Genomic DNA, 14,914 nt, shown 5'->3' on the forward strand with positions numbered 1-14,914 from the left:
TCCTCCGGGCTTTTCCCTTCGGTCTTGCGTTTCCGACTCTATCAGACTCTTTCGTGTCCGATTCCCGGTCGAAGCGGGTCAATCATTTTCCGCCTCCCGGTTCCTCGCTTTCGCGATTTCCCTTTCCGCGAGTCCGACTCTATCAGGCTTTTCCTTTTCCCTTGACCAACCTCCTGCAGGCATGCAGGTGCCGATCCGGGTTTGGGTCTGGGCTTGTGAGTCGCCGCCGTCCCCGACTCAAGGTCACGGTGGGGCCAGGCAGATGTAAGAGACTACAGGCTGCCGGGAGGCGAGGCAAATCGTTTCCGGTGCCTCCTGAGGTCGCGAACCGGAAGGTCTCAGGCGGAACCGTAACTTCTTATGACTTACGCTGCTGATCAGTACTCCGTCACCCACAAGCTGTGACGGCGCCGCTCGAGTTCGACCACTGGGAGGTTCTCCATGACCACTGTGACGTCCCCTCTTGCCGGACGTGCCATCGGGCTCGCCGCGGTGCCGGACCCGGTCTTCTCCGGCTCGATGGTGGGTCCCGGAACTGCCGTCGATCCCGTTCGCGAGCCTTCCGAGGCCGTTTCACCGGTCGACGGCATCGTCGTCTCCCTCCACCCGCACGCGTTCGTCGTCGTGGACGAGGGCGGGCACGGTGTTCTCGTGCACCTGGGCATCGACACCGTGCAGCTCAATGGCGAAGGTTTCGAGCTGCTCGTGAACAAGGGGGACACGGTCACGCGCGGTCAGGGCATCGTGCGGTGGGACCCTGCGGGCGTGGAAGCGGCCGGCAAGTCTCCGGTCTGCCCGATCGTGGCCCTGGAGGCCACCGCCGACTCGCTCTCCGAGGTCCGCGAGGACGGCGACGTGAAGACCGGGGACACGTTGTTCGGCTGGCAGTGACGGACTCGGCGCAATGACCGCCGACTGGATATCCACCGCGGAGGCACCGGCCTCCGCACGACCGGAGACGGGTGACATGGAGACAACACTGCGAGGCGTCGGTGTGAGCCACGGAGTGGCGATCGGCGAGGTCCGGCACATGGGTACGGCCGTGCTCGAACCGCCGGCCAAGCAGATCCCGGCCGAGGAGGCGGAGCGCGAGCAGGGGCGTGCTCGCCAGGCCGTGGAAGCCGTGGCGGCCGACCTGATCGCGCGGGGCAATCTGGCCGGCGGCGAGGCACAGCACGTGCTCGAGGCGCAGGCCATGATGGCGCAGGACCCCGAACTGATGGCCGATGTGGAACGTCGTATCGCCGTCGGCAGCACCGCCGAGCGCGCTGTCTACGACGCGTTCGCCGCCTACCGGGCCCTGCTCGCCAACGCCGGTGAGTACCTGGCGGGCCGGGTCGCCGACCTCGACGACGTGCGGAACCGGATCGTCGCCCGCCTGCTCGGTGTGCCGATGCCGGGTGTGCCGGACAGCGACGAGCCCTATGTGCTGATCGCACGGGATCTTGCGCCTGCCGACACCGCGCTGCTCGACCCGGCTCTGGTTCTCGGCTTCGTCACCGAGGAGGGCGGTCCGACCAGTCACACCGCGATCCTTGCGCGGGCGCTCGGGGTACCTGCCGTGGTGGCGCTCCCCGGCGCCGGTGAACTGGCCGAGGGCACGGTCGTCGCGGTGGACGGCAGCACCGGTGAGATCTTCGTCCGGCCCAGCGCCGAGAAGCGTGCGGAAATGGAGAGCGCGGCTGCCGCGCGCAAGGCCGCGCTGGCCGCTTCGACCGGCCCCGGGGCCACCTCCGACGGTCACAAGGTCCCGCTGCTCGCCAACATCGGAGGGCCGGGCGACGTGCCGGCGGCGGTCGAGGCCGGTGCCGAGGGCGTGGGCCTGTTCCGTACGGAGTTCCTGTTCCTGGACGACAGCAAGCAGGCGCCGTCCGAGGAGAAGCAGGTCGCGGCGTACCGGGCGGTGCTGGAGGCGTTCCCCGAGGGGCGTGTCGTGGTGCGGGTGCTGGATGCCGGTGCCGACAAGCCGCTGGACTTCCTGACGCCCGCGGACGAGCCGAATCCGGCGCTGGGTGTGCGGGGGCTGCGGAGCCTGCTGGATCACCCCGAGGTGTTGAAGACCCAGCTGACCTCGCTGGCGAAGGCGGCCGAAGGACTGCCTGTCTACCTCGAGGTCATGGCCCCGATGGTGGCGGACCGTACCGATGCGAAGGCCTTTGCCGACGCCTGCCGTGAGGCCGGGTTGCACGCGAAGTTCGGTGCGATGGTGGAGATTCCGTCCGCCGCGTTGCGGGCGCGCTCGATCCTGCAGGAGGTGGAGTTCCTTTCGCTGGGCACCAACGACCTGGCCCAGTACACCTTTGCTGCCGACCGTCAGGTGGGCGCGGTCTCCCGGCTGCAGGATCCCTGGCAGCCTGCACTGCTCGACCTGGTGGCACTGTCCGCGGAGGCGGCCAAGGCCGAGGGCAAGAGCTGTGGTGTCTGTGGTGAAGCCGCCTCCGATCCCTTGCTCGCCTGTGTCCTGACGGGGCTGGGTGTGACGTCGTTGTCGATGGGCGCCGCATCCATTCCCTATGTCCGCGCCACGCTGGCGAAGCACACCCTCGCTCAGTGCGAGCGCGCCGCTTCCGCCGCGCGTGCGGCGGACTCCGCCGAAGAGGCGCGGGTGGCGGCCCAGGCGGTGCTGTCGGGCGAGTAGGCCTGCGGTGTCTGTGGCGAAGGGGCTCCCGGCACAGGGAGCCCCTTCGGCATCTCAGCGGTGCTCCTCCGGTTCGTCCGCGCCGAGGTCGAAGCCCGCGCAGTACTCCACACGCGACTCGGGGGCCACCGGTTCGCCGGTGTCCGCGTCGGTGCAGTAGGCGCTGAACACCTCACCGGCGGTGAGCGGGACCAGACTGCCGCGGGCCAGTCGCCAGCCGTGGACCCGGTCCCGCGTACCGGGGTTGCTCGTGCGCAGGACGACTCCCCCGGGTTTGTCGAGTGCGATGCCGACGGCGAGCACCGTGACGAACTCGGTTCCCTCCGTCGGTTCGAGGTGGACGGGTCCCGTGGTGCCGCGCTCGGTGTTCAGGACGGCGAGCAGATGCTCATGCTCCGCGGGGGTGCTGCACACGAGGTGGTGGGTACCCGAGCCCGCTGCTTCCAGCATGCGCAGCAGCAGGTGGGAGGCCCGGTCGAAGGCGGCGCGACCGATGTCCTGGCCGCAGTCCGCGCATGCGCCGAGGTCTGCCAGCGTCATCGTGGCGTACTCCCAGGTGGCCTGACGCACGGCTCGGCCGACCAGGAGCGGGATGAGGGTGTCGATGGACTGCCCGGTGTACGCGACGGTGGCTCCGGCCGAGGCGATCTCGGCGGTGAACCGGCTGCGGCTGGCAGGAGCGTCGGGTGCGATTCCCGACTCGGCACAGAACAGCGCGTACTCCTCCGGGTCGAACAGGGCGACCGTGGCGTGCATGCCCTGGGCGGCGTAGGCCTTGAGCAGGCTCTCGACCTGCTGCAGATAGTCGGTGTGGTCGTCGAAGGTGAAGGTCCGATAGCACTGCATCGCCGCGAAGTCCTGCTCGTCGGCCAGGAGGCCGACGGTGCTGGGTGCTTCGCGGCGCAGCGAACGTCGCATGGATGTGCGGGACCGGCTGTGTTGGCCGGTCCCGCCGTGTCCGGGCTGCTCGGTCTTCCTGCGGTGCGTCATGACTCCCCCAGTGCGCTGTCGATCATTGCTCACTCAGAGTAAGCAGGGGGTCGGACAACGCGGACGGTCAGTGACGCTTGCGCGCGAGATCCTCGTAGAAGTGGAGGAGTTCGAGATTGTCGATCGAACCGGGATTGACCGCCTTGGCCAGGGCCGTGCCTTGCAGGAGGCGTTTGACCGGAACCTCGATCCGCTTGCCGGTGAGGGTGTGCGGAATGCCGGGGACTTCGATCACCTCGTCCGGGACGTGGCGTGGGGAGAGGTTCTCGCGGATGGTCCGCTTGATGCTGTTGCGCAGGTCGTCGTCGAGCACGGCGCCGTCCGCGAGGTGGACGAAAAGGGGCATCCAGTACCCGCCGTCGGGCTCCTCGATGCCGATGACGAGGGACTCACGGATTTCGGGGAGCCGCTCCACTGCTTCGTAGATGTCGGCGGAACCCATCCGGACACCCTGTCGGTTGAGGGTGGAGTCGGAACGGCCGTGGATGACCACCGAGCCGCGTCCGGTGATCGTGATCCAGTCGCCGTGGCGCCAGACGCCGGGGTACATGTCGAAGTAACTGTCGTGGTAGCGGCGGCCGTCGGGGTCGTTCCAGAAGCGGATCGGCATGGAGGGCAGGGGTGCGGTGACGACGAGTTCGCCGACCTCGTCGACGAGGGCCTTGCCCGCGGGATCCCAGGACTGGAGGTCCGTGCCGAGGCACGGGGCCTGGAGCTCGCCGATGTGGACGGGGAGGGTGGGGACCGCGCCCGCGAAGCAGCTGCAGACGTCCGTGCCGCCGCTGACGGAGGCGATCCAGAGGTCGTTGTCCACCTCGTCGTGGAGCCAGCGGAATCCGTCGGGCGGGAGCGGGGAGCCGGTGGTGGCGACGCACTGCACGCGGGAGAGGTCGAAGTCCCGGCCCGGGTGGACTTCCGCCTTGCGGCAGGCCATGACGTAGGCGGCGGAGGTACCGAAGAACGTCGCTCCGGTCTGTTCGACGACACGCCACTGGGCACCGGTGTCCGGAAAGCCCGGGCTTCCGTCGTACAGCACGAGCGTGGTCCCGGTGAGCAGGCCGGAGACGAGGAAGTTCCACATCATCCAGCCGGTGGAGGTGTACCAGAAGAACCGGTCGTCGGGACCGAGGTCGCAGTGCAGACCGATCTGCTTGAAGTGTTCCAGCAGGATGCCGCCCTGGGACTGGACGATCGCCTTGGGGAGGCCGGTGGTACCCGAGGAGTAGAGCACCCACAGCGGATGGTCGAAGGGGACCTGTTCGAAGACGGGGTCGGTGTCCGCGGAGGTGAGGGCGGACCAGTCGAGCGCGCCTTCCGGCGCCTCGGATCCCAGCAGCGGGATGTGGACCACGGCGCGCAGAGTGGGGAGTTCGCGGCGGAGTTCGGCGACGGTGTCGGCGCGGTCGTGTTCCTTGCCTCCGTAGCGGTAGCCGTCGACGGCGAAGAGGACGACCGGTTCGACCTGCTGGAAGCGGTCGAGGACGCTGCGGGCGCCGAAGTCGGGGGCGCAGGAGGTCCAGACGGCGCCGACGGCCGCGGTTGCGAGGAAGGCGACGACGGCCTGGGGGATGTTCGGGAGGTAGGCGCTGACGCGGTCGCCCGGTGTGACACCGAGGGCGCGGAGCTCGGCGGCCAGGGAGCCGACTCTGCGCCGGAGTTCGGACCACGAGAGGGGGACCTGGGTGTGGGTCTCGTCGACGTAAACCAGGGCGGGGGTGTCTGCGCGCAGGGGGTCCTCGGCGGTGCGCAGGGCGTGTTCGGCGTAGTTGAGGGTGGCGCCGGGGAACCACTGGGCACCGGGCATGGTGCGGTCGCCGATGACGGCCTCGTACGGGGTGGAGAACCGTACGTCGAACCAGTCGGCGACGGCCTGCCAGAAGGTGTCCAGCTGCTCGACCGACCAGCGGTGCAGCGCCGGGTATCCCCCGTCGGCCGGGGCTCCGTACGTTCCGGCCGCCCAGTTCTGGAAGCGGGTGACGGCCGCGGCCGCGATGCGGTCGGGGCCGGGCTGCCAGAGGGGGGATTCGTCGGCTGCTGCGGTCATGGGTCGGCTCCCTGGCTGTACGGGTACGCGGGATGGGCGTGGGTGGCACGCGCACGTGCGGGGGCGTGCGCGGGGCGGCTTTACGGACGATGCCATGGGATCGCCCTTCGCACCAGGGTTCGCTCACCATGGTCGCGTGTCCCGGTATGTGGTCGGGCCACAGGTGAACGGATGTTGAACGGGGCCCGCGCACGCCCTGCCGAGTGGCAGGGTGAGCTGCATGAACGGTCGTGACCTCGTGCGCTCGGTGAGGATGGTCGGATCGGTGCGGGGACTGCGGGTGCTGCGGTCCTCGCTGCGGCGTCGCGCCGCGGACGCACGGGCGTTGCGGCGGCCCGGTGCGGAGCGGGCGAGGGCGCCGGGACTCGTGGTGGGGGCGGAGCCGGGGCCGGGCGGTGGGGTGGTGCGCTTCGCGCGCTCGGAGCTGCTGATCCGGGTGGCGGTGGGCGGTTCGGTGTTCTGGGGCTGGGACGGGGCGGGGCCGTTGCCGTCGTACGCACTGGACGGGGCGGCGCCCGAGGTGGATCCGCGGGCCCGGCTGGAACCGGACAAGGACGGTGGCTGGCAGGTGGTCTCGGAGCGGCTGACCGTTGTGGTGTCACGGCACGGCGGCGTGGAACTGCGTACTCCCGGCGGGGTGGTGCTCCGACGCGAGTTGCCGCCGCTCTGGTGGGAGCCGGTGGCGGGTGGCGCCCCTCGATGGGTGCAGCGTTCCGAGGTGCCGGCGGACGCCCGCTTCTTCGGGCTCGGTGGACGGGCGTCGGGACCGCGGCTGCGGGACGGGGTGTACGGGCTGTGGAACACCGATCCGGGTGGACGCTTCGGACCCGGGGACGATCCGCTGTATCTGACGATGCCGGTGCAGGTGGTGGTCGCGGATGCGGGGACGCATCTGGTGTTCCACGACAACACCTGGTCGGGCCGGGTGAGGCTGCGTGAGGGCGAGGAGGGGGCCGGGTCCGGTCATGACCGTCCGGGGACGTGTGAGGTGCGGTTGGACGGAGGCCCGCTGCGCTGCTGGGTGCTGGCCGGTACGCCGGCCCGGGTGCTGCAGGGGTGGACGGCGCTCACGGGTGCACCCGCGCTGCCGCCGTCCTGGGCGCTGGGACCCCAGCATGCCCGTTGGGGGTTCGGGAGCGAGCGGGAGGTGCGGCGGATCGTTGCCGGGTACCGGGAGCGGGGACTTCCCCTGTCGGCGGTGCACCTGGACATCGATCACTACGACGCGCACCGGGTGTTCACGGTCGACCGTGCCCGCTTTCCGGATCTGCCGGGGCTGGCGGAGGAGTTGCGGGAGGAGGGGGTGCGGCTGGTGTCGATCGTCGATCCCGCGGTCAAGGCGGAGCCGGGGTACTCCGTGTTCGATTCGGGTGCGGCGGTCGGCGGCGACGGTGCGTTCGTCCGGGACGCGCGGGGGCGGACGGTGCGCGGGGAGGTGTGGCCGGGTGAGTGCGTGTATCCGGACTTCACCGATCCGCAGGTGCGGGAGTGGTGGGGCGGTCTGTACCAGGAGCGGCTTGCGCTGGGGTTCTCCGGTGTCTGGCACGACATGAACGAGCCGGTTTCCTTCGCGGCGTTCGGGGATCCGACGCTGCCCCGGTCGGCGCGGCACTCGCTCGAGGGCCGCGGGGGCGATCACCGCGAGGCCCACAACGTGTACGGGCTGGCGATGGCGCGTGCCGGGTACGAGGGGCTTCGCCGGCTGCGGCCCGGTACCCGTCCCTTTCTGTTCTCGCGTTCCGGTTGGGCGGGGATGCAGCGGTACGGCGGCACCTGGTCCGGTGATGTGGAGACCGGCTGGCCGGGGCTGCGGGCCTCGCTGGCGCTGGTGTTGGGGCTGGGTCTGTGCGGTGTTCCGTATTCGGGGCCGGACGTGGGCGGTTTCGACGGGTCGCCGTCGCCGGAGTTGTATCTGCGGTGGTACCAGCTGGGGGCGTATCTGCCGTTGTTCCGTACCCACGCGGCGATCGACGCGGGGCGGCGGGAGCCGTGGGAGTTCGGACCGGAGGTGCTCGCCCATGCGCGGGCCGCGTCGGAGGAACGGGAGCGGCTCCGCCCGTACTTCGTGACGCTGGCGCATGTGGCCCGGCTGACCGGTGCGCCGTATGTGCGGCCGCTGTGGTGGGATGCGCCCGGCGAGCGGGCGTTGCGTGCGTGCGAGGACGCGTTCTTGCTGGGTGACGCGTTGCTGGTGGCGCCGGTGCTGGAGAGCGGTGCGGACCGCCGGGTGGTGCCGTTGCCGCGGGGGCGTTGGTACGACACGGCCACCGGCGAGGTGTACGAGGGCCCGGGTCAGGTGTTGCTCGACGCCCCTCTGTCACGGGTGCCGGTGCTGGCGAGAGCGGGTGCGGTGGTGCCGGTGCGGGGTGCGGACGGAGCGGTGGAGCTGGAGGTGTGGGCTCCGACCCCCGGGCGCGGCGGGGGCGGACTGATGGTCCGGGATGCGGGTGACGGCTGGGAGCGGGCCGAGGTCGAGCGGTACACGTCGCGGCTGGCGGGAGGGAAGGTCCTGGTGGAGCGGGAGGGCGTGGAGAAGCCGTTGGATCTTCGGGTGCGGGTACGGGGGTTGTAGTCGCCGGGGTCCGCACGGGGGCGACCGGGACCCGTGCGCGGTCGGGGCGGGGGTACCGCGGTCGTGGGCGGGGGTGCTGCGAGGGGCGCCTGGCCCGGTCAGTGGTACCCGCCCTCGAACCAGGTGCGGGCGGCCCGGGTGTGCAGGGGGAAGGCGAGCTCCGCGGGTGCGCGGAGCAGGTGATGGCCGAGGGTTTCATCGGTCGGCGCCGGCGGCGGGAGGTCTGCGGCACGACGCTCCGGGAGCAGACCGAAGAGGAGCAGGTGGCCGTCCGGGGAGCTGAGGGCGTCGGCGAGGCGGACGTCCCGTTCGTCCGCCTCGATGCCGGTCTCCTCCCGCAGTTCGCGCACCACTGCGTGTCTCCAGTCCTCGTCGTGCTCGATGAACCCACCGGGCAGGGCCACGCCACCGGGGTGGGGCGCGATGGTGCGGGTGATCACGACGAGTCCGGTACCGTCCCGGTCGGTGACGGGGAGCAGGGCCACCGCGACCGGCAACGGGTTGCGGTAGGCGGTGTCTCCGCAGACGGCGCAGGTACGGGGCCAGGAGGCGGGCACCATCGAGGCGGGGTAGGCGGCTCCGCAGCTGCCGCAGTGGGAGTCCTTGACCGGCTTGTCGGGGTGGCTCGTGGGCGTGGGCACGCGCGGACTGTATCCGATCGCCTGCCGGACGCCCCGCACTCCTGGATTATGTGCTCATGACAGGAATCGCTTCCGTATCCCGTGTCCTGGCAGCCACTGCCGCCACCCTGCTCGCCGTCACCGCCGCCGCCCCCGTGGCGGAGGCGAAGCCCGAGCCGAAGGCTCCCGAGGAGTTCGTCGCGCTGCGTTCGGTGGATTCCACGATCATCCAGGAGATGCGCTATCCCACCGCGCACAACTTCATGGGCGTACCGGTGGACGGCTACCGCCAGTCGCTCTGCATCCTGACCCGGCCCGCGGCCGAAGCCCTGCACCGGGCGCAGGCCGGGCTGTTGAAGCAGGGCTACTCGCTGAAGGTGTACGACTGCTACCGGCCGCAGCGCGCGGTCGACCACTTCGTACGGTGGGCGCAGGATCTCGACGACGAGACCATGAAGGGCGAGTTCTATCCACGGGTCGACAAGACCCGGCTGTTCGCGGACGGTTACATCGCGGAGAAGTCCGGGCACAGCCGAGGCAGCACGGTGGACCTGACACTGGTGAAACTGCCCGCGGCACCGACCGGGCCGTACCTGCCGGGCCAGAAGCAGGTGCCCTGTTACGCGCCCCAGGCCGACCGCTTCCCGGACAACTCCGTGGACATGGGGACCGGTTTCGACTGCTTCGACACGCTCTCGCACACCGATGACCCGCGTATCCAGGGAACCCAGCGCGCCCACCGGCAGTTCCTCAAGAAAACCCTCACCGATGTCGGCTTCGTGAATCTGGCCGAGGAATGGTGGCACTACACCTTCAAGCCCGAACTGTTCCCCGACACCTACTTCGACTTCCCCGTGGCCAAGAGGTCCGTCGCGGGCCACTGAACCGCTTCCGGCCGAGCTGACCGCGGACCTTCGGCGCCAGAGGCCACGGAGAAACGGGCGGCCTCACCCCCTCCCGCGGTGTCCGGCCGCGGAGGTCCGGCCGGCCGTGTTCCGCCCGTGTTCCGCCTGGACACGGATCGACCATGGCCGGTTGCCGGTCCAGCCAGTACGGTGCCGGTATGTCACAGCAGACGTTCGGTTCCTACGAGGAGTTCTGGCCGTACTACGTCGCCATGCACGCCAGGGCCGCCACCCGCTGGGTCCATCTGACGGGCACCCTCACCGGTCTCGCGGTCACCGCGTACGGCCTGGCACGGGGGCGCAAGAGGTACGCCGCGGCGCTGCCGCTGATCGGGTACGGGACCGCGTGGCCCGCGCATTTCCTGATCGAGAAGAACAACCCGGCCACCTTCGGGCATCCCGCCTGGTCGCTCCGCGGCGACGTACGGATGATCCGGATGATGCTGGCCGGCCGCGACCGGGAGCTGGCGGAGACCGCCGCCAAGTGGCTTGCCGACCACCGCTGACCGGGGAGACGCTCGGGACGGAACATCAGGAATGCGTCCGCCAGTGCCGCGGCAGGAAACGTTTGCGCGACGGGGCAAACGTTGCCTGCCGCGGCACTAGGTGATCGCGGGTTCGCGGGGACGTTCCGCACGGGCCGCCGCATGCTCGACGACCGCCACCAGTACGTCCCGTGCGCAGGAGCGGTCGCGTGCGTCGCACATCAGCACCGGCACCTCGGGGTCGAGGTCGAGTGCCGCCCGCACCGTGCCGGCGGGGAACCGGGCGGCTCCCTCGAAGCAGTTGACGGCGACAACGAACGGAATCGCGCGGCGCTCGAAGTAGTCGACCGCCGCGAAGCAGTCCTCCAGCCTCCGCGTGTCCGCCAGCACGACCGCCCCCAGCGCGCCCTGGGCCAGTTCGTCCCAAAGGAACCAGAAACGTTCCTGCCCGGGGGTGCCGAACAGGTACAGCACCAGGTCCTCGCGGAGGGTGATCCGGCCGAAATCCATGGCCACCGTGGTGGTGGTCTTCGCTTCCACACCGGCCAGGTCGTCCACCGGACGGCCCTCCTCGCTGAGCACCTCCTCGGTACGCAGCGGCCTGATCTCGCTGACCGCACCCACCAGAGTCGTCTTGCCGGCTCCGAAGCCCCCCGCAACGAGGAGTTTCAGGGTGACGGGCTCGACGGGCCGCCTGGTGCGGCTAGAGCGCCCGAAGGCCATTGATCACCTCGCGAAGAATGCTCACGTCCGGCAGCTCGGCCGGCGGAACGGGACGGGTCACGTGCACCAGCTCGTCCTCGACGAGATCGCCGACCAGCACCCGGACCACTCCGACGGGGAGATCCAGGCCGGCCGCGAGCTCGGCGATCGACTGGGGCATGTCGCTGCAGAGTTCCACGATCTCGACGTGCTCCGGGGAGAGCATCTCGTCCCCACCCGGGTCGTCGGCAGCGGGCTCCGGGACGACGAGCGCGATCAGGTCGAGCCGATGACGGGTGGCGCTGCTGGTGCGGCCCCGGGTCATGGCGTACGGACGGACCACAGGACCCGCTTCGGCGTCGTACCAATGCGGTGGCTGCGGGTCCGGGGGCGTTGCCGGAGGACTGGAGGAGTCAGCGCTCATGCCGTCGGCTCACCCCCCGGTGGAAGGACCGGTCGTCCGAGGGGCGTTGACCAGGTGGGCCCCGACCCGCTTGACCATCAGCGTCATCTCGTACGCCACCTGGCCGACGTCGGAGTCCGCATCGGCCAGCACGGCGAGACAGCTGCCGTCACCGGCCGCCGTGACGAAGAGGAACGCCTCGTCGAGTTCGACCACGGTCTGACGGACCCGGCCTGCGTCGAAGTGGCGTCCCACGCCCTTGGCGAGGCTGTGGAATCCGGAGGCGACGGCCGCCAGATGTTCACTGTCCTCCCGGGTCAGTTCCTTGGACGTGCCGGTGGCAAGACCGTCGCTGGAGAGCACCAGCGCCTTGCGGATACTGGCCACGCGCTCGACGAATTCGTCGAGGAGCCAGTTGAGCCGGCCGGATCCCCGGCGTGCGACGTCGGGTGCTGCGGCGTTCGGTGCGGTCATCGACCGTCCCCTCCCGGAGTGGTTCCTTGTGCTGGTTCACCGGGACCGGTCACGTCCTCGGCGTTCTGCCGTCGGCCGCGCTCCCAGCCACGTTGGAGCGATGCCATTCGACTGCGTACCTCGTCCGCGTCACGCTCGAAGTCCCGGTCCGGTTCCGTTCCGGCCGGTTCCGCGCCGCGGTCGCCGGAGACCTCGCGAAGCTGTGGGACGAGGCTGGCCTGCCGGACGCGCCGCGGCAGACCGTCCACCGTCTGCGCCGGCGCACCGGGCGCTTCCCGCACCACGGGTTCGGCCGGTGCGGCGGGGCCGGCCGCCGATGGTCCCCTCCCCTTGTCGGTCGGCCTGGTCCCGCTGTCGGTGGCGGGAGCGTCGGCGCCCGCCCGACCCGCAGATGCGTCGTGGGCGACGGTCGTGCGTGGGGCGCGGGATGCTCCGTCGACCCTGCGGCCGTTGTCGGCGACCAGGGTGGGCGGTTTGCGGCGGGGCAGCGGCTCCCGGCCGCCGGGACGCATCACACGGACACCGGTCGCAAGATTCCCGGTCCGGTCGGACACCTGCGGGTGCTGGTCGTGGTCGCTGTCGCGCCGCAGGTCACGGGCGCGGAGGATGCTGCCGGGTTCGCGCTCGCTCTCGCCGGTGTCCGTGGCGCCGCCCAGCAGAGGGCGGAGCAGGGGATCGGGCCCCGGGCCGCTCTCGAAGTCCTCGTCCCCGACGGGCGCTTCGAGCTCGACGGGGCCGTCCAGGACGGCTGGGTCCACGAGACCGGTGGGGACCGGCGCCAGCCCTGCGGAGCTGTCGGCGGCCCGGCGGTCCCGCGCGCCGTCCCCGCGGCCGTCGCCGTTTCCGGCCGCTCTCGCGCCGCCGATCGCCTTCTTCGGGCTTCGGTCGAGGCGGAATCCGGAGCCGTTCGTCTCCGGGGCCTCGGTGAGCACCGCCCCCGGGATGAAGACGACGGCGGTCGTGCCGCCGTACGGAGACGTCTGCAGCGAGACACGGACGTTCTGCCGCTGAGCGAGGCGACTGACCACGAAGAGACCGAGCCGGTCGGTGTCGGAGAGTTCGAACTCGGGGGTCTCTGCGAGTCTCAGGTTCGCGTCGAGCAGGACGTCGGGAGCCATCCCCAGGCCGCGGTCGTGGATCTCGAGGGTGAAGCCGTTGGTGACGCGCTCGCCGAGCACCTGGACCGCGGTGTGCGGCGGCGAGAACACGGTGGCGTTCTCCAGGAGTTCGGCGATCAGATGGGTGAGGTCGGCGACGGCGGAGCCGCCCACGCCGATGCGGGGCAGTCGACGGACCTCGATCCGTTCGTAGTCCTCGACCTCGGCAACTGCCGCCCGGACCACGTCCATCAGCTGGACCGGTTTGCGCCACTGCCGGGACGGAGCGGCGCCGGAGAGGATCACCAGCCCCTCTGCGTGGCGCCGCATGCGGGTGGTCAGATGATCGAGGCGGAAGAGGTCGGCCAGTCCGTCGGTGTCCTCGGTGCGGCGTTCCATGGTGTCGAGGAGTGTCAACTGCCGGTGCAGCAGGACCTGGTTGCGGCGGGCGAGATTGACGAAGACCTCGGACACCCCCCGCCGCATGTCCGCCTGTTTGACCGCGGCTTCGACAGCGGCCCGTTGCAGGGTGTTGAGGGCCTGGCCGACCTGACCGATCTCGTCCTGCTGGTACTGGAGGCGCGGTGCCTCGGTCTCGACGTCGATCTGTTCCCCTGCGGCCAGCCGGCGCATCACGCTCGGCAGCCGTACGCCGGAGACCTCCTGGGCGTCCTTCCGGAGCCGGGACAGGTCACGGACGAGCTCGCGGCCGATGCGCACGGAGACGAACACCGAGGCGAGCAGGGCGAGGAATCCGAGGACGCCCGCGATCCCTGCCTTGACCAGCACGCTGTAACCGGCGGGCTTGCCGCGGTCCTGGAAGCGGTTGTTCATCTCGGTGGAGTCGTCGGCCAGTCGGTCCAGGACCGGAGGGGCCACCTCCTGCCAGCGCTCGGCGTCCACCGGCTGCGGGTCGCTGGTGGGGCCACGGTTGATCAGCGTCTTCTCCGCGGTCCGCAGGCCCTCGCTGTCCGGGCCCGCCCAGTACTGTTCCACGTGTCGGCGCTCCGAGGCGGGGAGCATCTCGCCGTTGATCTCATAGAGCAACTCGCGTTTGGCCACGAGGTCGGAGGTCTGGCGGAGTTCGGGGGCGGTGAGCCGTCCGGCAATGAGGGACGAGGCGACCAGGGCGTCTTCCCTGGAGAGCATTTCACGGGCTCGTGAGATTCCGGCCAGCGCTCTGACCTGCTTGTCCATCGATACGTTCTCCATCGTGCGGAGACCGGTCAGAAAGCGGTAGCAGGGATCTATGAGACGGTTGTAGAACTCCATCGCCTTGAAGCGGTCGATGGTGCGTCCGCCGACCGAATCGCGGAGCGCCCCGAGCCCCTCGACCGTACCGAGTACGGCGTTGAGTTGCGTTGCGTCCTCGGGCCGCAACGCATCGCGGATGTCCTTCTGCTGTGCGCTGTCCCTGACATCAGCCAGGACACGATCGGTGTCCGAGCGCCGGCGTTCCAGCAGAGGCAGAGCGCTGGAAGCCCTGGGGTCGGCGAGGAAGGCAGCGGTCTGACGCCGCTCGTCCTGAAGGGCACGGACCGTGTCCTCCAAGGGGTGCCCGACCTTCTCCACGATGGTGCTCGCGCTCAGCAGCCGTCCGGCCTCGCGCCCCGTCAGGAACGTGGCGAAACCCCAGAGTCCGGTGAGGGATACGAGCGGCACGATCAGAAGCGCCACGATCTTCCTGCGGATGGACCTTCCGCGAAAGCGCATGGCCTCCCCCAGCCCGACCCCGCGGGTCAGGGGTCGTGTTCCGTCAACAAACGGCGCGAGCCTACTACCGACCAGGAGACAACCCGAAGGGATGCCCGGACGATTTTCGGCCGCACTATCCGGCGACGATCACGAGTTCTCCCGGTAATCTGGGCACGGAAATTCGCGAAAGTGACAGAAGAGACCTGTCAGAGCATCATCTTGTACAGCAGGGCAGTTGGCTGGAATTCTTCGTTCAGTAGCGAACCGGGGGAATCTTCGCGGCCGGCCA

The 14,914-nt window shown here is 70.1% G+C and carries 12 protein-coding genes; 5 read left to right on the forward strand and 7 right to left on the reverse strand.

Annotated features, from left to right (window positions below; all coding sequences use genetic code 11):
• Positions 1-441 precede the first annotated feature (441 nt).
• A complete protein-coding gene (locus AB0L71_RS31675; protein ID WP_365249840.1) occupies positions 442-891 on the forward strand; it encodes a PTS glucose transporter subunit IIA in 450 nt (149 codons plus the stop codon).
• Between the two features lie 76 nt (positions 892-967).
• Complete coding sequence (gene ptsP, locus AB0L71_RS31680) at positions 968-2,638, forward strand: phosphoenolpyruvate--protein phosphotransferase (protein WP_365249843.1); 1,671 nt, start codon at positions 968-970, stop codon at positions 2,636-2,638.
• Positions 2,639-2,692: 54 nt separating this feature from the next.
• Here ptsP and AB0L71_RS31685 read toward each other — a convergent pair whose 3' ends face one another.
• Entirely contained in the window at positions 2,693-3,556 is an 864-nt protein-coding gene (locus AB0L71_RS31685; RefSeq protein ID WP_365249899.1) for a hypothetical protein, read from the reverse strand.
• Between the two features lie 139 nt (positions 3,557-3,695).
• Complete coding sequence (locus AB0L71_RS31690; RefSeq protein ID WP_365249846.1) at positions 3,696-5,672, reverse strand: acetoacetate--CoA ligase; 1,977 nt, start codon at positions 5,670-5,672, stop codon at positions 3,696-3,698.
• A gap of 220 nt (positions 5,673-5,892) precedes the next feature.
• Here AB0L71_RS31690 and AB0L71_RS31695 point away from each other — a divergent pair, with 220 nt between their 5' ends.
• Positions 5,893-8,244 carry a glycoside hydrolase family 31 protein gene (locus AB0L71_RS31695; protein WP_365249849.1) on the forward strand — a complete coding sequence of 784 codons (2,352 nt, stop codon included), beginning with the start codon at positions 5,893-5,895 and terminating at the stop codon, positions 8,242-8,244.
• A gap of 98 nt (positions 8,245-8,342) precedes the next feature.
• Here AB0L71_RS31695 and AB0L71_RS31700 read toward each other — a convergent pair whose 3' ends face one another.
• The gene (locus tag AB0L71_RS31700) at positions 8,343-8,804 is read right to left on the reverse strand and encodes an NUDIX domain-containing protein (RefSeq protein ID WP_365249901.1); all 462 of its coding nucleotides are present in this window, start codon (positions 8,802-8,804) and stop codon (positions 8,343-8,345) included.
• Between the two features lie 137 nt (positions 8,805-8,941).
• Between AB0L71_RS31700 and AB0L71_RS31705 the strand changes: the two genes are divergently transcribed.
• Positions 8,942-9,748, forward strand: a complete 807-nt coding sequence (locus AB0L71_RS31705) for a M15 family metallopeptidase (protein WP_365249852.1) — start codon at positions 8,942-8,944, stop codon at positions 9,746-9,748.
• Between the two features lie 179 nt (positions 9,749-9,927).
• Complete coding sequence (locus AB0L71_RS31710; RefSeq protein WP_365249855.1) at positions 9,928-10,275, forward strand: DUF962 domain-containing protein; 348 nt, start codon at positions 9,928-9,930, stop codon at positions 10,273-10,275.
• A gap of 96 nt (positions 10,276-10,371) precedes the next feature.
• Here AB0L71_RS31710 and AB0L71_RS31715 read toward each other — a convergent pair whose 3' ends face one another.
• Genes AB0L71_RS31715 through AB0L71_RS31730 form a run of 4 tightly spaced genes read right to left on the reverse strand, consistent with a single transcriptional unit; the run spans position 10,372 to position 14,643 of the window.
• Positions 10,372-10,977 carry an ATP/GTP-binding protein gene (locus AB0L71_RS31715; protein WP_365249858.1) on the reverse strand — a complete coding sequence of 202 codons (606 nt, stop codon included), beginning with the start codon at positions 10,975-10,977 and terminating at the stop codon, positions 10,372-10,374.
• On the reverse strand, positions 10,958-11,380 hold the full coding sequence (locus tag AB0L71_RS31720; RefSeq protein WP_365249861.1) for a DUF742 domain-containing protein: 423 nt from the start codon (positions 11,378-11,380) through the stop codon (positions 10,958-10,960). Before AB0L71_RS31720 ends, AB0L71_RS31715 begins: the two co-directional genes overlap by 20 nt.
• 9 nt (positions 11,381-11,389) lie before the next feature.
• Positions 11,390-11,833, reverse strand: a complete 444-nt coding sequence (locus AB0L71_RS31725; protein ID WP_365249864.1) for a roadblock/LC7 domain-containing protein — start codon at positions 11,831-11,833, stop codon at positions 11,390-11,392.
• Positions 11,830-14,643 (reverse strand): nitrate- and nitrite sensing domain-containing protein, encoded by a 2,814-nt coding sequence (locus tag AB0L71_RS31730; protein WP_365249867.1) that lies wholly within the window; start codon positions 14,641-14,643, stop codon positions 11,830-11,832. Before AB0L71_RS31730 ends, AB0L71_RS31725 begins: the two co-directional genes overlap by 4 nt.
• Positions 14,644-14,914: the final 271 nt, after the last annotated feature.

The sequence above is a fragment of the Streptomyces sp. NPDC052052 genome, from assembly GCF_040680455.1.
Taxonomy (GTDB): domain Bacteria; phylum Actinomycetota; class Actinomycetes; order Streptomycetales; family Streptomycetaceae; genus Streptomyces.